The 19049-nt window shown below is 67.1% G+C and carries 19 protein-coding genes; 8 read left to right on the top strand and 11 right to left on the bottom strand.

Going from position 1 to position 19049, the window contains the following annotated elements; all coding sequences use genetic code 11:
• Nucleotides 1-2: 2 nt before the first annotated feature.
• The 4 genes from N5I32_RS13520 to N5I32_RS13505 form a co-directional block, all read right to left on the bottom strand.
• Nucleotides 3-1298, bottom strand: coding sequence for a TRAP transporter large permease (locus tag N5I32_RS13520; RefSeq protein ID WP_261496400.1), 1296 nt, complete (start codon nucleotides 1296-1298; stop codon nucleotides 3-5).
• Complete coding sequence (locus N5I32_RS13515; RefSeq protein WP_261496399.1) at nucleotides 1295-1843, bottom strand: TRAP transporter small permease; 549 nt, start codon at nucleotides 1841-1843, stop codon at nucleotides 1295-1297. The genes N5I32_RS13520 and N5I32_RS13515 overlap by 4 nt, the downstream gene beginning before the upstream one ends.
• Before the next feature lie 24 nt (nucleotides 1844-1867).
• Nucleotides 1868-2872, bottom strand: a complete 1005-nt coding sequence (locus N5I32_RS13510; RefSeq protein WP_261496398.1) for a sialic acid TRAP transporter substrate-binding protein SiaP — start codon at nucleotides 2870-2872, stop codon at nucleotides 1868-1870.
• Between the two features lie 137 nt (nucleotides 2873-3009).
• Nucleotides 3010-3687: a GntR family transcriptional regulator gene (locus N5I32_RS13505; RefSeq protein WP_261496397.1), complete on the bottom strand. Its 678-nt coding sequence runs from the start codon at nucleotides 3685-3687 to the stop codon at nucleotides 3010-3012.
• A gap of 122 nt (nucleotides 3688-3809) precedes the next feature.
• Between N5I32_RS13505 and N5I32_RS13500 the strand changes: the two genes are divergently transcribed.
• From N5I32_RS13500 to N5I32_RS13485, 4 genes are read left to right on the top strand one after another with little or no spacing between them, the layout of a single operon-like run.
• Complete coding sequence (locus tag N5I32_RS13500) at nucleotides 3810-4526, top strand: GntR family transcriptional regulator (RefSeq protein WP_261496396.1); 717 nt, start codon at nucleotides 3810-3812, stop codon at nucleotides 4524-4526.
• A gap of 3 nt (nucleotides 4527-4529) precedes the next feature.
• Complete coding sequence (aroQ, locus tag N5I32_RS13495) at nucleotides 4530-4970, top strand: type II 3-dehydroquinate dehydratase (RefSeq protein ID WP_261496395.1); 441 nt, start codon at nucleotides 4530-4532, stop codon at nucleotides 4968-4970.
• A complete protein-coding gene (locus N5I32_RS13490) occupies nucleotides 4967-5173 on the top strand; it encodes a Gfo/Idh/MocA family oxidoreductase (RefSeq protein WP_261496394.1) in 207 nt (68 codons plus the stop codon). Before aroQ ends, N5I32_RS13490 begins: the two co-directional genes overlap by 4 nt.
• On the top strand, nucleotides 5170-5937 hold the full coding sequence (locus N5I32_RS13485; RefSeq protein WP_261496393.1) for an aldolase/citrate lyase family protein: 768 nt from the start codon (nucleotides 5170-5172) through the stop codon (nucleotides 5935-5937). The genes N5I32_RS13490 and N5I32_RS13485 overlap by 4 nt, the downstream gene beginning before the upstream one ends.
• 22 nt (nucleotides 5938-5959) lie before the next feature.
• Here the strand turns inward: N5I32_RS13485 and pdxR are convergent, their stop codons facing one another.
• Nucleotides 5960-7438 (bottom strand): MocR-like pyridoxine biosynthesis transcription factor PdxR, encoded by a 1479-nt coding sequence (gene pdxR, locus N5I32_RS13480; protein ID WP_261496392.1) that lies wholly within the window; start codon nucleotides 7436-7438, stop codon nucleotides 5960-5962.
• Nucleotides 7439-7598: 160 nt separating this feature from the next.
• Here pdxR and xsc point away from each other — a divergent pair, with 160 nt between their 5' ends.
• Nucleotides 7599-9374, top strand: coding sequence for a sulfoacetaldehyde acetyltransferase (xsc, locus tag N5I32_RS13475; protein WP_261496391.1), 1776 nt, complete (start codon nucleotides 7599-7601; stop codon nucleotides 9372-9374).
• Nucleotides 9375-9377: 3 nt separating this feature from the next.
• On the top strand, nucleotides 9378-10535 hold the full coding sequence (locus N5I32_RS13470) for an acetate/propionate family kinase (RefSeq protein ID WP_261496390.1): 1158 nt from the start codon (nucleotides 9378-9380) through the stop codon (nucleotides 10533-10535).
• Between the two features lie 13 nt (nucleotides 10536-10548).
• Here N5I32_RS13470 and N5I32_RS13465 read toward each other — a convergent pair whose 3' ends face one another.
• Nucleotides 10549-12507, bottom strand: coding sequence for a glycosyltransferase (locus N5I32_RS13465; protein ID WP_261496389.1), 1959 nt, complete (start codon nucleotides 12505-12507; stop codon nucleotides 10549-10551).
• 62 nt (nucleotides 12508-12569) lie between these two features.
• Complete coding sequence (gene carA, locus N5I32_RS13460) at nucleotides 12570-13736, bottom strand: glutamine-hydrolyzing carbamoyl-phosphate synthase small subunit (protein WP_261496388.1); 1167 nt, start codon at nucleotides 13734-13736, stop codon at nucleotides 12570-12572.
• Nucleotides 13737-13918: 182 nt separating this feature from the next.
• Here carA and N5I32_RS13455 point away from each other — a divergent pair, with 182 nt between their 5' ends.
• Together N5I32_RS13455 and N5I32_RS13450 are read left to right on the top strand one after the other, a co-directional pair.
• The gene (locus tag N5I32_RS13455) at nucleotides 13919-14377 is read left to right on the top strand and encodes a GatB/YqeY domain-containing protein (protein WP_261496387.1); all 459 of its coding nucleotides are present in this window, start codon (nucleotides 13919-13921) and stop codon (nucleotides 14375-14377) included.
• A gap of 299 nt (nucleotides 14378-14676) precedes the next feature.
• The gene (locus N5I32_RS13450; protein WP_261496386.1) at nucleotides 14677-15216 is read left to right on the top strand and encodes a hypothetical protein; all 540 of its coding nucleotides are present in this window, start codon (nucleotides 14677-14679) and stop codon (nucleotides 15214-15216) included.
• 45 nt (nucleotides 15217-15261) lie between these two features.
• On the opposite strand, the gene N5I32_RS13445 is transcribed toward N5I32_RS13450, so the two are convergent.
• The 4 genes from N5I32_RS13445 to lipB all read right to left on the bottom strand — a co-directional run bounded on the left by N5I32_RS13445 (nucleotide 15262) and on the right by lipB (nucleotide 18951).
• Nucleotides 15262-15765 (bottom strand): DUF2244 domain-containing protein, encoded by a 504-nt coding sequence (locus N5I32_RS13445; RefSeq protein WP_261496385.1) that lies wholly within the window; start codon nucleotides 15763-15765, stop codon nucleotides 15262-15264.
• 101 nt (nucleotides 15766-15866) lie between these two features.
• Nucleotides 15867-17558 carry a cytochrome c oxidase subunit I gene (gene ctaD / locus N5I32_RS13440; RefSeq protein WP_261496384.1) on the bottom strand — a complete coding sequence of 564 codons (1692 nt, stop codon included), beginning with the start codon at nucleotides 17556-17558 and terminating at the stop codon, nucleotides 15867-15869.
• A 146-nt stretch (nucleotides 17559-17704) separates the two neighbouring features.
• On the bottom strand, nucleotides 17705-18118 hold the full coding sequence (locus N5I32_RS13435; protein WP_261496383.1) for a c-type cytochrome: 414 nt from the start codon (nucleotides 18116-18118) through the stop codon (nucleotides 17705-17707).
• A 137-nt stretch (nucleotides 18119-18255) separates the two neighbouring features.
• Nucleotides 18256-18951, bottom strand: coding sequence for a lipoyl(octanoyl) transferase LipB (gene lipB, locus N5I32_RS13430; protein WP_261496690.1), 696 nt, complete (start codon nucleotides 18949-18951; stop codon nucleotides 18256-18258).
• Nucleotides 18952-19049 lie beyond the last annotated feature (98 nt).

Genomic DNA, 19049 nt, shown 5'->3' with positions numbered 1-19049 from the left:
CCTCACCCCTCGTATCCGGCAAGCCGCGGCAGGAAAAGGACGATTCCGGGCATCAGGATCATCGCCAGAAGTGCGAGGAGGAGCACCGCGAGGAACGGCCAGATCTCCGCGATCATCTCGCGCAGCGAAATGCCCGTTACGGCGTTGATGACGAACAACAGGATCCCGTAGGGCGGCGTAATCAGGCCGATCATGGAGTTGACCACGGCGACCACCCCGAAGTGCACCAGGTCGATGCCGAGATCGCGGCATGTGGGCAGGAACAGGGGGATGATGACAAGGATGATCGTAGTTGCATCCAGAAAGCAGCCCAGGACCAGCAGGACGAGGTTCACCCCCAGAAGAAACGCCAGGGGGGAGACATCGAGGCCGACAAGCCAGCCCGCCAGCAGGTTCGGGATGTTCTCGGAGGCGACGATGTAGTTCAGGATCAGCGCGCCGCCGATCACCAGGCCCACCGCGGCGGAGGAGCGCGCGGACTCCACGAGTATCCCGTAAAGTGTGCGGAAGGACAGCGCGCGGTAGAAGAGCGCGGCCAGGACAAGGGCGTAGAAGGCGGCGACGGCCGCGGCCTCGGTCGGCGTGGTGACGCCGCCGTAGATGCCGTAAAGCAGGATCGCGGGCATCAGCAGCGCCGGGAAGGCGTTCGCGGTCCGGCGCGGCAGGTCGCGCAGCGGCACCGGCTGCTCGATCGCGAAGCCGCGGCGGTGTGACAGCCAGGCATTCATCGCCATCAGGACCGCGCCCATCACCAGCCCCGGCAGGATGCCGCCCAGGAACAGGTAGCCGATCGAGGCGTTGGAGACGAGCGCGTAAAGGACCATCGGGATCGAGGGCGGGATGATCGGGCCGATGGTGGCGGATGCGGCGGTGATCGCGGCGGCATAGCACGGCGGAAAGCGCCCGTCCCTGCGCATCATGTCGATGATGATCCGACCGATGCCCGCGGCGTCCGCCACCGCCGACCCGGACATGCCCGAAAAGATCAGCGAGGCGAGCACGTTCACATGACCGAGCCCGCCGCGGAAGCGGCCGACGACGGCGACGCAGAACCCGAGCAGCCGGTCCGAGATCGTGCCCGCGTTCATGATGTTCGCCGCCACGATGAACAGCGGCACGGCCAGCAGCAGGAAGCTTTGATAAAGCCCGTCGAGAAGGTTCTTGCCGACGATGCCGATGCCCTGTCCGCCCGCGCCGACATAGAGGATGGCCGCGACAAGGATCGCGTAGGCCACCGGCACGCCGATCCCGGCCAGGAAGAAGAGCGACCCGAGACAGAGCAGGAACTCAACGCTCATTCAGACGCGCCTTCGGGAACGTGGTGGCCTTGCCTTCCGGCCCCGTGACGCAGCACATCGACGATCCGCCAGAGATAGCGCAAGCCGACGACGCCCAGGAACAGGAAATAGACCGAGTAGATCGGCAGCATCTTGACCGGCAGCGTGGCCGAGGACTTGAGCCTGAGGATCGCGAGCTTCTCCCAGGTGGGAAGGACCGAGAGCAGCAGGGCGGCCGCCACGCAGGCCGCGCCGATGACCGTGAAGGCCCTCCGCAACCCCGGCCGGACCCAGAGATACAGGATGTCGAACGTCACGTGGTCGCGTTCCCGGACGACGAAGGCATTGCCCCAGAAGACGATCCAGATCCACATCACCAGGCAGAACTCGAGCGTCCAGCCGAAAGCCGAGGCGTCGACCAGGTGGCCGAGACGCGCCATGAACCAGTCCGACCCGACAACATAGCGGACCGCGATCTGGATCAGGAAGGTCAGGAACATGGCGGTCATCATCAGCGCCGCCATGCCCTCGGTGAAGCGCGCGAGGATCGCGCCAAGACGTCTCATCGCGCGTCCCCGCCCGCTCTTCGATCAGCCGCCCAGCGCGTTGATCTGCTCCAGCACGCCCGCCGGCCAGTCCTTGGCGAAATCTGACTCGAGATAGGCCTTCTGCACATGATCGCGGAAGGCTGCCACATCGGGTTCGTAGACGTCCAGCCCCTGCTCCTCAAGGAACGAGACCAACTGCCCCTCCTTCTGAAGCTGGTTCTGCCGGCCGAAGTCGGCGGCGGCATCGGCCGCTTCCTGAACCTTCGCCTGCTGCTCGGGCGTCATCGCGTCCCAGGCCGCTTTCGACAGCGCGATGTAGTTCAGGTCCACCAGGTGCGAGGTGAGCACGATCTGCTTCGTCACTTCGTAGAACTTGGCATCCACGACGGTCGGCAGGGGGTTGTCCTGCCCGTCGACCGCACCGGTCTGAAGCGCGGTGTAGACCTCGGTGAAGGCCATCGGCGTCGGATTGGCACCAAGAGCACGGCCCAGGAACTGCCAGGCATCGGTGCCGGGCATGCGCAGGTTGACCCCGGCCAGGTCGGCGGGCGTCATCACCGTACGCTCGGACTTCGGCATCCTCAGGTTCACCTGGCGACGGCCCAGATACATGACCGAAAGGAGTTTCACCCCCAGTTCGTCCTCCACCTTCTTCTTGAACGCATCCATCAGGGGATCGTTGAACACCTTGACCTGGTGTTCCGCGCTTTGATGGACGTAGCCAGCGGTGAAGATCGAGAACTCGGGGAAGAACGTGGCCAGTTCCTGCGCCGAAGTGATCGACATCTCGAGATCGCCCGAGGCGATCGCCTCAAGCTCGGTCCCCTGCTGGAAAAGGCTTCCGTTCCAGTGAGGTTCGAAGCTGGCGAAGTCGGCGACCATGGGCGCGAACTTTTCCAGCATCGCGATCGAACGCTGGTCCGTCTCCGACTGCACGGCCGAGAGCCTGAGGCGGATCTTGTCCTGAGCCGATGCAGGCATGGCACCCGCGGCCAGCGCCGCGGCCGCGGCGGACAGAAGTGTCCGACGGGTGATGATAGCGGTCATCTTTTCCTCCCTGAGATTCGCCCGACCCCCCGGACGACCATGGCGGGTGAGGATACGGGGAAATGTGGCTCAATCAACCAATGAATGAGGTTTCATTGCTGATTGCCATTAATACCATGTGTTTAGAATATAATCGATTATTCTTCAGTGGCGACGCGACCCGCCCCGAGGCAATCCGCCACGCCCCCCTCGATATGCGTGCGCAGGATGGATTGCGCCCGGATGACATCCCGGTCGAGGGCCGCCGTGAGCAGCGCGCGATGTTCGGCCGCGGCCGTCGCGCCGCGATAGGTCAGGCGACGCATCTGGTAACGCAGGTACTTGTCGAAGACGGTTCCGTGAACCTCCATCAGCGCGCGCGACCCGCAGGCAAGGATCAGCGCCTGGTGAAACTCCCAGTCATACTGCTTCCACGTCTCCCGCACCGCGGTATCGCCGGCGGCCATGCGGTCCTCCATCCGGCTGAGCTTGTGGTGGGCCGAAACGATCGCGCCCTCCCATTCGGTGTCGCCAGCGCGGATCGACAGGCCCAGCGCGTGGCCCTCCACCAGGATGCGCAGGTCCGCAATCTCGCGCAGTTCGGCGTCCGACATCCCGGCCACGGCAAAGCCGCGCTGCCCCGGCGCTTCCACCAGCCCTTCCGTCGCAAGCCGGCTGAGCGCCTCACGGATGGTCGAGACGCTGGCGCCGTAGTCAGTCTTCATCCGCTCCAGCCGCAGGCGCGCACCCGCGTCAAGCCGGCCGAAGATGATGTCGCGCCGGATCGATCGGTAGACGTCCTGCCCGACCAAGCCGGACTCGGTTCGCGGGTACATCGGGATCTCCGTCTTGCCGGGTGCCGGAACTGCGGGAAGAATAGCGCCAATCTGTCATAGCATCGCAACCAAAATCGATTAAACTGCCCTTCATGTGACGAAGCCGCCTGTGAGGATCCCCTGTGCCAGCGACCCGGAGGCCGACGAAGGGCGGGCCTGCCAAGGCCACCCGTGCAAGCCGGCTGGCGGAGGAGATTCGCCAGGCCATCCTCAGTGGCGAGATGGAACCGGGAAGCCGGGTGAACCTCGACCGGCTGCGCGAGAGGTTCGGCGTGTCGCTAAGCCCGGTGCGCGAAGCGGTGGCGCGCCTGGTCCATGCCGGCCTTGTGGAGTTCGAGGACCAGCGCGGCTATCGCGTCGCCCAGGTTTCGGCAGACAACCTGGCCGAGGTGACGCGGCTTCGCGCCGAACTCGAAAGCCTGGCCGCGGGTCTGGCGGCCGAGCGGGCGGGGCTGGACTGGGAAGGCGAGGTCATGGCAGCGTTGCACCGGCTGAACCGCGTCGACCCAGCCGACGCCTTCGGATGGGATGCGGCCCACGCCACCTTTCACCACACCCTTGTCGGCGGGGCCGGCATGCCGATCCTGTCCGATTTCTGCGCGATCCTTCTGGGTCTCCACGAACGATACCGCCGGATCGGCGGCAACACTCCGCCCCCGACCGGCGCGGCAGGCCATGACGCCATCGTTGAAGCCGCGGCCCTCAGGCGGGATGCGCAGGCGGCACGGCAACTGGTGCGCGCGCAGATCGAGGACTGGGGCGAACGCCTTGCCCGCCGGTTCGAAGACCATACGAGCCACGCGTCCAGACCAACGACCCGAAATTCCTTGCAAGGATAGGACATGACCCAGACGATCTACATTCTGAACGGCCCCAACCTGAACCTGCTTGGCAGACGCCAGCCCGAGATCTACGGCCGCGAAACGCTGCAGGACGTGGAGGCGACCTGCGCGGGCGTCGCCTCCGGCCTCGGCCTTGCGGTCCGGCTGATGCAGTCGAACCACGAGGGGCAGATCGTGGACTGGATCCACGAGGCGCGCGAAAAGGCTGCGGCGGTCGTCATCAACCCCGGCGCGCTGACGCACACCTCGATCGCGATCCTCGACGCGCTCAACACCTTCGAGGGGCCGGTGATCGAGGTGCACATCTCCAACATCCACAAGCGCGAGAGCTTTCGCCACCATTCCTACGTATCGCTGCGCGCCGAGGGCGTGATCGCGGGTTGCGGGGTGGAGGGTTACGCGCTGGCCGTGCGGAGGATCGCGAGTCTTCTGGCCAGATGACGGTACGCCCGGCCCTTGTCGGCGCCGGTCTGCTTGCCGACCATCGCCCCGACGGAGTGATCCGGGGCGAGGAGACGCCGCTTGTGCCGGCGCGCGAAGCACTGGAAAATCTGCGCGTCATCGACGCCGCGCGGCGCTCGGCCGCGACAGGTACGACCATCACACTGAACCCGATACCGGCACCGGAAGGAGATACACCATGAAGAACCCCGAAAACCGCTTCAGGGCGGCGCTGAAGGCCGGACGCCAGCAGATCGGGCTCTGGAACACCATTGGCGGCAATACCGTGCCCGAGGCCCTGGCCGGGTGCGGCTTCGACTGGGTGGTGATCGACACCGAACACAGCGCGGTCGAGGTGGTGGACGTGCTGGGTGCGCTCCAATCCATGGCGGCCTGGCCGTGGGTGAGCCCGGTCGTGCGCCCCGCCTTCAACGACCCGGTCCTGATCAAGCGCATCCTCGACTTCGGCGCGCAGACCCTGCTTTTGCCCTACATCCAGTCCGCGGACGAGGCCCGCGCCGCGGTCCGCGCCGTCCGCTATCCGCCCGCGGGCATCCGCGGCGTCGCCGGGATGACCCGCGCCAGCCGCTACGGCGCGATCGACGGCTACACCGCGACGGCCAACGACGAGATATGCCTGCTCCTCCAGGTCGAGACACGGGCCGCACTCGAGGCGATCGAAAGCATCGCCACGGTCGAGGGGGTGGACGGCATCTTCATCGGCCCCGCCGATCTGGCCGCCAGCCTGGGCCACCCGGGCAACCCCGGCCACCCCGAGGTGGTGGCCGCGATCGAGGGGGCGATCGCCACGCTGAAGTCGCTGGGCGTGCCCTCGGGGATCCTGTCGCTCGATGAAGCCTTCGTGCGCCGCTGCATGGAGCTTGGCACGACCTTCACCGCGGTGGGCGTCGATCTTGCCCTCCTCGTGAGCGGGGTCAGGGCGCTTCGGGCTCGGTTCTCCGCCTAGGTTCCGCAGAAGCCGGCGCGCCTCAGGGCGTGCCGGCCAGGCACGCCTGCATCCGCGCGACACCCTCGGCGATGCGCCCCTCGTCGATCGAGGAGTAGCCCATCCGGAAGAACCGGCAGGGCGCGGGCGGGTCCGCGAAGAACGGATGCCCCGGTTCGACCAGCACGCCTTGGCCGCCGAACACGGCGTTGAGCGCGGCGCTGTCGATCCCCTCGGGGGCGGCGACCCAAAGACTCGACCCGCCATGGCGCGACGCTCCGAGGATGGCGAAATCGGTCTGCGCGAGGGCGGCGACAAGCGCCTCGCGCCGGCGGCGGAAGGTCTGGCGCAGGCGCACGACATGGGCGTCGTAATGGCCGAGCGCGAGGAAATAGCCGGTCACGCGCTGCATGTGGCCCGGCGCGTGGCGCAGCATCATCGCGCGCAAGGCCCGCGCCTCGCGGATGAATTCGGGCGGGGCGACCATGTAGCCGATCCGCAGCCCCGGAAAGAGCGACTTCGAGAAGCTGCCGATGTAGATCACCCGCCCCGCCGCATCGAGCGACTTGAGCGCGGGCGAAGGCGGTTCGAGAAAGCTCATCTCGAACTCGTAGTCGTCCTCGATGATCAGGAAATCCTGCGTATCCGCACGCCGCAGCAGCTCAAGCCGCCGCGCCAGGGGCAAGGTCGCCCCGGTGGGAATGTTGTGGCTGGGCGTGGCGATGACCAGCCCGACCCCGTCCGACAGTGCGGCCGGATCCAGACCTTGTGCATCCACCGGGACATATTCGACCGGCATGCGGGCATAGCGCAGCGCCTCGGCGAAGTCGGGAAAGCCCGGATCCTCCACCGCGGCGGTCCGGTCCGGGCGAGCCAGAAGCTGCACCGCGGTCCATACGGCATTCTGCGCGCCCAGCGTGATCAGGACCTCGTCCGCGCCCGCCCGGATGCCCCGGCGCGGCAACGTGTTCTTGCAGATGTAATCCACCAGCACCGGGTCGTCCTGCGTCAGCTGGTCATCGGCCAGCCCGGTGAAGTCGCGCGTGCCAAGGGCGCGGCGCGCGCAATCGCGCCAGGCGCTGTGGTCGAACAGCTTGGGATCGACCTGTCCATAGACGAACGGATAGGGGTAGCTGCGCCAGTTCTGCGGCTTCAGGATCTGGCGCCGGTCCGCAAGCCGCCGCGCCAGCCAGCCACCCCAGTCCACGTCGCGGGTGGGCGTGGGCCGGCGCGGCATGTCGATCCGCCGCTGCGGCGCGCGTTCGGACACGACGAAGCCGGACCGCGGCAGCGCGTCAAGATAGCCGCGCGCCACCAGTTCCTGATACACCAGCGTCACCGTCAGCCGTGAAATCCCGAGGTATTCAGCAAGCTTGCGGCTGGAAGGCATACGCGTCCCCGGCCGCGCGCGGGTGTCGAGAATCGTTGCCGTGATCGAGGTCGCAAGCTGCATCTGCAGCGTCCGGCCATCGCGGCGATCCACAAAGAACATCTCCGCAGCGATGCGGTCCGCCGAGGTCATTCCACCCACCCGATCTGGAACGGTATCTAAGTCACTCTGGATATAACGATCCGGGCGCGGGTCTGACAACGTCCCGCGCAGCACGTGGGAAGATTCGGCATGCCCTTTGCCTCCCCGCGGCCAGATATCTGCGGCCCATCCGCAAAACCGGAGACAGACCATGCGAATGACCACCGAGGAAGCCTTCGTCAAAGTGCTTCAGATGCACGGGATCGAGCACGTATTCGGCATCATCGGTTCGGCCTTCATGCCGATCTCGGACATCTTCCCCAAGGCCGGGATCACCTTCTGGGACTGCGCGCACGAAGGTTCGGGCGGGATGATGGCGGACGGTTACACGCGGGCCACCGGCAAGATGTGCATGATGATCGCGCAGAACGGGCCGGGCATCACCAACTTCGTCACCGCGGTCAAGACCGCCTACTGGAACCACACGCCGCTTCTGCTGGTGACGCCGCAGGCCGCCAACAAGACCATCGGCCAGGGCGGTTTCCAGGAGGTAGAGCAGATGGCCGCCTTCCGCGACATGGTCTGCTACCAGGAAGAGGTGCGCGACCCCGCACGCATGGCCGAGGTTCTGAACCGCGTAATCCTGCAAGCCCGCCGCCACAGCGCGCCCGCGCAGATCAACGTGCCGCGTGACTACTTCACCCAGGTTATCGACATCACCCTGCCCGCCATCGTCGAGTTCGAGCGCCCCGCCGGCGGGACCGAGGCGCTGGACCGGGCGGCCGCACTTCTGTCCGAGGCGCGCTTTCCGGTGATCCTGAACGGCGCGGGCGTCGTCATCGGCGGCGCCATCCCGGCCTCGATGGCGCTGGCCGAACGGCTGTCGGCTCCGGTCTGCTGCGGCTACCAGCACAACGACGCCTTCCCCGGATCCCATCCGCTGCACGCAGGCCCCCTGGGCTACAACGGGTCGAAGGCCGCGATGGAACTGATCGCGAAGGCCGATGTGGTCCTTTGCCTCGGCACCCGGCTCAACCCGTTCTCGACCCTGCCGGGCTATGGCATCGACTACTGGCCGCGCGAGGCGAAGATCATCCAGGTCGACATCAACCCGAACCGGATCGGCCTGACCAAGCCGGTAACGGTTGGGATCGTCGGCGACGCGAAGAAGGTGGCGACGGCGCTTCTGGACCGGCTGTCGCCCGCGGCGGGCGACGAGGGCCGGCAGGAACGGCTGGACCTGATTGCCACCCGGAAATCGGCCTGGGCGCAGCAACTGTCCTCGATGGACCACGAAGACGACGACCCCGGCACCACATGGAACCAGCGCGCGCGGTCGGCCAAGCCCGACTGGATGAGCCCGCGCATGGCCTGGCGCGCGATTCAGGCGGCACTGCCGAAAGAGGCGATCATCTCCTCCGACATCGGCAACAACTGCGCCATCGGCAACGCCTACCCCTCGTTCGAGGCGGGGCGGAAATATCTCGCTCCCGGCCTGTTCGGCCCCTGCGGCTATGGCCTGCCCTCGGTCGTGGGGGCCAAGATCGGCTGCCCCGATGTGCCGGTCGTCGGCTTCTCGGGCGACGGCGCCTTCGGCATCGCCGTCACCGAACTGACGGCCATCGGCCGCCCGGAGTGGCCGGCGATCACGCAGATCGTCTTCCGCAACTACCAGTGGGGCGCGGAAAAGCGGAACTCGACGCTGTGGTATGACGACAACTTCGTCGGCACCGAGTTGAACGAACAGGTGAGCTATGCCGGCATCGCGAAGGCCTGCGGATTGCAGGGCGTGGTCGCTCGCACGATGGAGGAGCTGACCGCCGCGCTGGCGAAGGCGATCGAGGATCAGATGAAGCACGGCAAGACCACGCTGATCGAAGCCATGATCAACCAGGAACTGGGTGAGCCGTTCCGCCGCGACGCGATGAAGAAGCCGGTCGAGGTGGCGGGCATCAGCGCCGCCGACATGCGCCCGCAACGGGTCTGAGGGATGCAGCGGCCCGTAGGGGCAGCACCCATCCTTGTCGCGAATGCCGGGTCTTCCTCGCTGAAGATCCGGATCGTGGCCCCCGATGGCGCGGTGCAGTTTGCGGGCATGGCCGCCGAGGTCGGCGGAGCATCCCGGCTGGTTCTGCCGGCGGGGTCTCGGGCAGAAGCGATTGTCGATCATGCCGCGGCGCTCGTCGCGCTCATCGACGCGGCGCGGGCCGAGGGTGTCGATCCCGACTCGGTCGGCGCGGTCGCTCACCGCGTCGTGCATGGCGGCCCCGACCTCGCGGCTTCGGCGGAACTGACGCCCACTGTCCTGTCGCGGGCGCAGGCCGCCGCCACCCTCGCACCCCTGCACAATCCGCCCGCGCTCGCCGTCATTTCCGCGGCTGCGGAGCGTTGGCCGGGGTTGCGTCAGGTGGCCTGTTTCGACACCGCCTTCCATTCAACCATCCCCGCGTTGGGCTGGCGCTACGCGCTGCCCGATCTGCCGGAGACGCGCGACATCCGCCGGTACGGCTTTCATGGCCTGTCCTACGCAAGCCTGGTTGCGCGGCTGCCTGCCGCCACCGGGCGCCCCCTTCCCAGGCGGCTTCTGGCCGCACATCTGGGCAACGGGGCCAGCCTCTGCGCGATCCTCGACGGGCGATCGGCGGCCACGACGATGGGCTATTCCCCCCTCGGCGGGCTGACGATGGGCACCCGGACCGGAGAAATCGACGGCAACGCGGTTCTGGACATCGCGCGCCGGGCCGGTATCGACCGCGCCGCGGCGATCCTCAACCGCGAGAGCGGGCTGAGGGGGCTGGGCGGGGCCAGCGACATGCGCACGCTCGAAACCGCCGGCACACCCGAGGCCGCCTTCGCGGTCGCCCATTTCATCCATTGGGCCGTTCACCATGCGGGCGCGATGGTGGCCGACATGGGCGGGATCGATGCGGTGGTCTTCACCGGCGGGATCGGCGAGAATTCCGCAACCGTACGCGCCGGGATCATGCGCGGCCTGGCCTTCCTCGGACTTGATTTCGACGAGGCGTCAAACGGCCGCGGCGGGCCTGTCATTCACGCCCCGTCCTCGCGCGTGCAGGCGCTGATCCACGCCGCGGACGAGGAAGGCTGGATCGCCGAGGAGGCGCGGCGCGTTCTCGGCTGGCCGTGACCGCCGGCAGGCGTCAGGCCGGAATGGCCTGTGAGAAGGCCTCCGCATCGGCTGCCGCCGACACGGCGGCGGGCGCGTCGATCATGCCGTGCGCGGTCTTGTCCCAGTAGAAGGGTCGTGTCACCACCTCATAGAAGGCCTTGTACGACGACAGCGAGGCAAGCGGCGCATAGAGGTGCAGCAGGGGAACCCACTTGATCAGATGGCGGTGCCCCGGCCCGCGCACCGCCCAGACGGCGACACCCAGGCCGACGACCTCGCTGACCAGGAACAGGCCCCAGAGCGCGGCCATCCAGCCGCTGCCGGCCAGGGGCGCGAAGGGATGCGGCAGGTTCAGGCTGAGCGCCCAGAACGACCACAGCACCGGCGCCAGGACCGCCTGCGAGAGCGAGCCGAGAAACAGGATCTGGACGCCCAGGAACCCCTTCGCCCCAAGCTCGCGCCAAAGCCGGGCCGGGTAGCGCATGTGCACCGCCCAGGTGATCGCATAGCCCTTCTGCCAGCGCGACCGCTGTCGGATCCAGGGCAGGACGCGGGCGTTCGGCTCCTCCTCGGTCACGGTGGGCACCAGTTCGGTGCGGTAGCCGCGCCGGGCGAGACGAAGGCCGAGATCGGCATCCTCGGTCACGTTGTGCGCGTCCCATCCCCCCAGCGCCTCGATCGCCTCGCGCCGGAAAAAGACGGTGGTGCCGCCCAGGGGAACGACCAGCCCCAGTTGGGCCAGCCCCGGCAGCATGGCGCGGAACCAGGCGGCGTATTCGATCGTGAAGCAGCGCGTCAGCCAGTTGTGGCGGGCGTTGTAGTAGTCGAGAACACCCTGAAGGCAGGCAACCTCCGGCCCGGTCTCGGCGAAGCGGCGCACGATCTTGTGGATCTGCCCCGGTTCGGGCGCATCCTCGGCGTCCCAGACGCCGACGATCCGCCCCCGGCAGAAGTCGAGCGCGTAGTTGAGCGCGCGCGGCTTGGTGCGGATCGGCCCATCGGGCACGAGGATGACGCGCATCCAGTGCGGCAGGCGCGTCTGTGCCAGGGCGTCGCGCGTGCGGCTATCCGTCTCCTCCACGACCAGAACGATGTCGAGCAGTTCCTTCGGGTAGTCCAGGCGCCCCAGCCGCGCGATCAGGCGCGGGGCGATGTCGTCTTCGCGAAAGAGCGGCACCATCATCGACACGACCGGCAATCGCCCGGCCAGGGGGGCGGGCGGCCCCGGACGGTCCTGGCGAGACCGGCGCCACTCGGCGCGGAAGGCGACGGCCTTCAGCCCGGTGGTCAGACCCAGCGTCAGGATCGCCCAGAGCGCGAAGGCGACGAAGACCGCGCCGGGCGCGGCCAGGGTGGCAGCCGCAAGCGCTGCGATCACCGCCCAGACCCAGAACGCCGCCCGGGCCGACCCGAGGTTGCGGCAGCTTTCGCGCGGGTCGGTGCGGGTTTCGGCCTTGCGCGCCAGGCGGGCGTGGCGTGCCTCGGCGATGGCGTCATGGATCGCGCGTTCCGGCGCGATCGCCATGACGCAGGCGCCAAGGACGGGTGCCAGATCGCGGCGCAGCCGGTCGAACTCATCCGGGCGGGCGGTGACGATCACCGTCACCGCACCGATCCGGCGCCACGGCAGCGCGGCCTCTGCCAAGCAGCGTTCGGCGCCGGCCAGATCGACAAGGCGCGCGTCGGGCGGTTCCGCCCTAAGGTCGACGGTGCGTGTCCCCCACTGATCGCAGAGCGCCTGCATCAGGTCGCCCTCATCGACCCAGCGGCGGGCCAGCAGTATCTCGCCCAGGCGGGCCTCTTCGCGTGCGCGCAGCGCCAGCGCCTTCAGCATGTCGCCGGGATCAACCGCGCCGCGGTCCAGCAGGATGCGGCCAAGCGGTGTGCGCGCCGGGCGCAAGCGACCCGTGCGCGGCCGCCCGTCCGGAACCGCCATGGGCACGACGGTCAGCAAGGGTGGCGGAGTGGTCCTTCGAGTGGCGCGGGCCATGATCTCTCCATGACGGACGAGACCCATGCTGCGCGCATGAGGTTAACGGCGCGTTAAGACCCTCAGGCGGCGCGGCGGTCGCGCATCGCCGCGGCGAACCGCTCGAACAGATAGAAGCTGTCCTGCGGGCCGGGGCTGGCCTCCGGGTGGTGCTGGACCGAGAACACCGGGCGGTCCTTGATGCGGATGCCGCAGTTCGACCCGTCGAACAGGCTGATGTGGGTTTCGATCACGCCCTCGGGCAGCGTCTGGCTGTCCACGGCAAAGCCGTGGTTCATCGAGGTGATCTCCACCTTGCCGGATTCGACATCCTTGACCGGATGGTTGGCGCCGTGGTGGCCGTGGTTCATCTTGATCGTCTTCGCGCCAAGGGCCAGCGCGAGCATCTGGTGGCCAAGGCAGATGCCGAACACCGGAAGGTCGCGCGCCAGCACGCCCTGGATCATCGGCACGGCATAGGCGCCGGTCGCCGCCGGATCGCCGGGGCCATTGGACAGGAACACGCCCTCGGGCTCGAGCGCCAGGACATCCTCTGCCGTCGCCGTCGCAGGCAGCACGGTCACGTCGCACCCCGCCGAGGCGAGGCAGCGCAGGATGTTGCGCTTGGCGCCGTAGTCGATGGCGACGACCCGCAGGCCCTCCCCCGCGCGCCGGCCGTAGCCGTCGGGCCAGGCCCAGCGGGTTTCGTCCCAGCGATAGCTTTGCGCGCAGGTCACGTCCTTGGCGAGGTCGAGTCCGACAAGGCCGCTCCAGGCGCGGGCCCGCGCGACCAGCGCCGCGACATCGAAGTTGCCCTCAGGATCGTGGGCAAGCGCCACGTGCGGGGCGCCCTGTCGGCGGATCGCGCGGGTCAGGCGGCGCGTATCGAGACCGCCGATGCCGATCCGCCCGCGCCGCGTCAGCCAGTCGGTGAGCTCCCCCGCCGCGCGCCAGTTCGAGGGCTCGGTCGGGTCCCACTTCACCACCATCCCGGCGGCAACCGGCTCGGTCGCCTCGTCATCCTCAGGGTTGACGCCGACGTTGCCGATGTGCGGGAAGGTGAAGGTCACGACCTGGCCCGCATAGGAAGGGTCGGTCATGATTTCCTGATACCCGGTCATCGCGGTGTTGAAGCAAAGCTCGGCCACCGTCTCGCCCGTGGCACCAAAACCATGGCCGTAGAAAATCGTTCCGTCCGCCAGGGCAAGGCAGGCCGTCGGTCTGGCGTTGGGCTCAGGGCTTTCCGGCATGGCGCGACTCCCGCTTGGCAAATCCCGCGGAAATTAAGGGGAATGGCCAGCCATGGTCAAGGGGTTCGGCGTGATTTAGCTTACGCAACGATATCAATAACTTAGATCGCATTTGCGCGGTTGTATCGCGTAACGGTAGCGGATATTGTGGGCCTTCGGAACCTCAGGGGATGGGATACCGGATGAATATGCGGGACAGGATTGCCGCCGCCCTCAAAGACGCGATGAAAGCGCGAGAGGCGGAACGGCTGTCGACGCTGCGGCTGATCAACGCGGCCATCAAGGACAAGGACATCGCGGTGCGCGGCGAAGGTGGCGAAGTCACCGTCGGCGACGCCGAGGTGCTGGCCATTCTCGGACGGATGGTCAAACAGCGGCAGGAAAGCGCGCGCGCCTACGAGGAAGGCGGGCGGCTTGAACTGGCCGAGAAGGAACTGGGCGAAATCCGCGTGATCGAGGAGTTCCTGCCCCGGCAACTGGCCGAGGAAGAGATCGCCGCCGCGATCGATGCCGCGATCGGCGAAACCGGCGCGACCTCGATCCGGGACATGGGCAAGGTGATGGCGGCGCTCAAGTCGCGCTACACCGGGCAGATGGACTTCGGCGCGGTGGGACCGCGGGTGAAAGACCGCCTCGCCTGACCCGACGCAGCCGTCCGGAAAGATGGAAATTGCGCGTGGCCCGTGGTATTCTTAATGGGCGCAATCCGTCGGTCCAAAGGATCCGGCGGGTGCGTGGCGTTTCCAGTCTTCCGGCTCCGAAGCGGTGCGGTTTCTCGACCGGCACGAACTGACGTCAGCATCCGGGGCGTTTCCCTGCGGTGGCTCGCAGGGCCGCCGTGGCATTGCGCATGGCCGAGACGCCGCCATCGTTCTCGCGCACCCCGAGGCCGGGACGCCAAGGAATGGCTGCACTCAACACTCCGGAAGGGAGAAGGATCATGGCAGTGCGTTCACGGATGTTTCTGGGTTTCGCCGTCCTCATGGCTTCGCCGGGCGCCTACGCGCAGACCGACGAAGACCTGATCAAGAGCGCGGAATCGGCCGCACCGGCGGCCGTCAGCGCAGGCGCGACAGTCTACGCGATGGATGCGTCCGGTCAGATGCGGACCGTGCGCGAGGGCGCGAACGGCTGGTGGTGCATGCCCGACTCACCGGCCACGCCCGGACCCGATCCGATGTGCGGCGACGCCAACTCCATGGAATGGGCGATGGCCTGGATCGGAAAGGCCGAGCCGCCGGCCGGCAAGGTCGGCTTCATGTACATGCTCGCCGGAGGCACCGACGCCAGCAATACTGACCCCTACGCAACCGCGCCGGCAGACGGCAACAACTGGATCGAGACGGGACCGCATGTCATGGTGGTCAACGCCGGTAGCCAGATGGCCGGATACCCCGAGAGTGCCAGCCCCGACACTTCGGTGCCCTATGTCATGTGGCCCGGCACGCCCTACGCCCATCTGATGATTCCGGTGCAATAGGGCGACGCATCGGCTGCGGGGCCTAATCCTGCGCCTCGCAGCCGATCAGCGCGATTGCCGAAGCCGCCGGAGGCGGTCCTTCAGGTCGTCGGCCAGGGCGACGCGCTCCTCCGGCGCAAGAAAGGCGCCAAGCTCGACCTCCCTGCCGCCGCCGCTGAGAGTCAGGTACTGCGCGACCGGCCCGCCTGCGGGCTTGAGGTGGACCGAGGTCCAGTAGGGATTGGCATCCCACGATCTCCGGGTTCCGTCGGGTTCATCCCGCCGGATGGAGATCCGGTCTTCCCCGAGGGTGAGAACCTCGGTCAACCGCGCGTCGCGCCAGCTGCGGCGCAGCGCCCACCACATGCCGGCGACCGCGGCGACGACGAAGGGCAGAAGCCCCCAGAGAACTGCCGTTCCGAGAACCGCGAAAAGCGGCACAGCGAGCATCGTCGCGGTTGCGCCGATGAAGGCGGCAAACCCGCGCGGGCCAAGCGAGCGGTAGGGCCAGAGGCGCAGTTCGGACGGATGGTCGGCCGAAGCCTCTGATCGGGTCCATTCGTAGGGCATCGGTCAGCCGTGGCAGAACGCAAGGGGTCAGAGGGGGATTGAGTCCCCTCAAATGGCAACGGCCCCGGATCGCTCCGGGGCCGTCGGTCGATCTTGCCGGGTCAGTGAGCGTGGCCCTTGTCCCAGTCCTCGCGCTTCGGCAGCTGCTCGAACGTGTGTTCGGGCGGCGGCGAGGGCAGCGTCCATTCCAGCGTGTCGGCGTACTCGTTCCAGTAGTTCGCCCGCGTCTCGCGCTGGCCGGCGCGCAGGGTGTAGATCACCACGCCAATGAAGAACACGAACGAGGCGAAGGACAGGAACGCGCCCAGCGACGAGATGTAGTTCCAGTGGGCGAAGGCCTCCGGATAGTCGATGTAGCGGCGCGGCATACCCTGGCGGCCCAGGAAGTGCTGCGGGAAGAAGGTGAGGTTCGAGCCGATGAACATCATCCAGAAGTGCAGCTTGCCCGCCCATTCCGGATACTGCCGGCCCGACATCTTGCCCATCCAGTAGTAGATGCCGGCGAAGATCGCAAAGACCGCGCCCAGCGACATCACGTAGTGGAAGTGCGCCACGACGTAATAGGTGTCGTGATAGACACGGTCCACGGGCGCCTGGCTCAGCACCACGCCGGTCACGCCGCCCACGGTGAAGAGGAAGAGGAACCCGAAGGCCCAGAGCATCGGCGTCTTGAACTCGATCGAGCCGCCCCACATCGTGGCGATCCAGGAGAAGACCTTGATGCCGGTGGGCACCGCAATGACCATCGTCGCCAGCATGAAGTAGGACTGCTGGGTCAGCGACATGCCGACGGTGTACATGTGGTGCGCCCAGACGACGAAGCCCAGAACCCCGATACCCACCATCGCGTAGACCATCGGCAGGTAGCCGAAGATCGGCTTCTTCGAGAAGGTCGCGATGACGTGGCTGATGATCCCGAAGCCCGGCACGATGATGATGTAGACCTCCGGGTGACCGAAGAACCACAGGATGTGCTGGTAGAGGATCGGGTCACCCCCGCCCGACGGCGAGAAGAAGGTGGTTCCGAAGTTGCGGTCGGTCAGCAGCATGGTGATCGCGCCCGCCAGAACCGGCAGCGACAGCAAGATCAGCCAGGCGGTCACGAAAATCGACCAGGCGAACAGGGGCACCTTGTGCAGGGTCATGCCGGGGGCGCGCATGTTCAGGAAGGTAGTGATCATGTTGATCGCGCCGAGGATCGAGGACGCGCCCGACACGTGGACCGCGAAGATCGCGAGGTCCATCGCATAGCCGCCCTCGGCCGTGGTCGTCAGCGGCGGGTAAAGCACCCAGCCCACGCCCGCCCCGGCGCCCAGGCCCGAGGTCAGCGAACCATTGCCACCCGGCGCCAGCATCGAGGCGACGCCGAGCGAGGTCCCCGCGACATAAAGCCAGTAGGACAGGTTGTTCATCCGCGGGAACGCCATGTCCGGCGCGCCGATATGCAGCGGCATGAAGTAGTTGCCGAACCCGCCGAACAGCGCCGGGATGACGACGAAGAACATCATCAGGACGCCGTGATAGGTGATCATCACGTTCCACAGGTGCCCGTTCGGAGTGCAGACCGCGTCGGAGGCGATGAACCGCGCGCCCTCCTGGCACATGTACTGCACGCCGGGATTCATCAGTTCCAGCCGCATGTAGACGGTGAAAAGGACGGAAATGAACCCCACGGCGGCGGCCGTGAAAAGGTAGAGGATACCGATATCCTTGTGGTTGGTCGACATGAACCACCGGGTGAAGAACCCGGGATGCCCATGTTCGCCGTGGCCATGAACGGCTGCGTCGGCCATGCTGTTCTCCCATTCCATTCGCACGGCGCGGGACTCTCCCCCGCGCAAGGCTACACGCCCGTCATAATTGGCAAGCCGGAAATGGGCAATCGGAGATACCGGGGGCAAGCAGGAAAAATTGCCTCACCCCCGGCAGGGTCGGAAGGTTATTGCGCGACCGAGGCAAGATAGGCGGCGATGTCCTCGGCGCCCTTGGCAAGCTTGAAGGTCATCTTCGACTTGCCCTTGTCGTCACCCGAAAATTCCTCGAGGAACTTGGTGGGATCGGGCAGGTAGGCGACTAGGGTTTCCTCGGTCCAGACAAGCCCCTTCTCGCCTGCCTCTTCCATGACTTCGCTGTACTTGAAGTCCTCGACGGCGCCGGCAGCACGGCCCACCACGCCGTAAAGGTTCGGACCGGTCTTGCCGCCCTTCTGGATCTCGGTGCCGTCGTCGGCGACGATCATGTGGCAGGCCTTGCATTTCTTGAATTCGGACTCGCCCTTGGCGGCGTCCCCTTCGGCAAGGGCGGGTGCGGCGGCTGCCAGGGTCGCGAATGCGGCGATCAGGATGGTCTTCATCACGGGTCCTCGGTTGCTGATTCCGTTGTGGAGATACGCTTTCGACGGCGCTCGTAGCATGCGACGCTCGGTCGCGACTTGCGATAAGTCAAGTAGACCACCGCCTCGGGTCGAGTGCAAGGCAGTGGCCGGCAGAGTCAATCCGTCTGGATGAAGGCCGCCGGGAACGTCTGCTTCAGCGCTGAATCGAGGTCTCCCATCGTGACCGGCAGGCCAAGATCGACAAGGCTCGTCACCCCGTGCTCGCGGATCCCGCAGGGCACGATGCCGTCGAAATGGCTCAGGTCCGGCTCCACGTTGATCGAGATGCCGTGGAAGCTGACCCAGCGGCGCAGCTTGATGCCGATGGCGGCGATCTTGTCCTCCCGCACCGATCCGTCCGGGTTAGGCGCCCGGTCGGGCCTGCGGACCCAGACCCCCACCCGGCCCTCGCGGATCTCACCCGTCACGTTGAACTCGGCCAGCGTGGCGATCACCCAGCCCTCCAGCCGGCGGACAAAAGCCCGCACGTCGCGGCCGCGGCGGTTGAGGTCGAGCATGACATAGATCACGCGCTGACCCGGCCCATGATAGGTGTACTGCCCTCCCCGCCCCGCGACATGGACGGGAAAGCGGCCCGGATCGGTGAGATCCTCGGCCCGGGCCGAGGTTCCGGCGGTGTAGAGCGGCGGATGCTCCAGCAGCCAGATCGCCTCGCCTGCCCGCCCCTCGTGGATGGCCGCTACGCGCGCCTCCATCTCGGCCAGCGCGGTTTCGTAGGGCACCAGCCCGCGGCTCTCGATCCACTCGACCATGCTCGGCCCCCGCCTCCGCCGGAACTCCCCGGTTGCCAGAGCGGGCGCGGACGCGCAAACTCATCGGGAATTTCCGGACACCGCCCGACGTCGGCCCCGCTGGCCCGAGTCGTTGCGGTGCAAAACCATTGATGCGG

The sequence above is a fragment of the Albidovulum sediminis genome, assembly GCF_025380365.1.
GTDB lineage: Bacteria > Pseudomonadota > Alphaproteobacteria > Rhodobacterales > Rhodobacteraceae > Albidovulum > Albidovulum sediminis.
The sequence above is the reverse complement of the archived record's forward strand: the minus strand, read 5'-3'. Positions and strand labels throughout refer to the sequence as shown.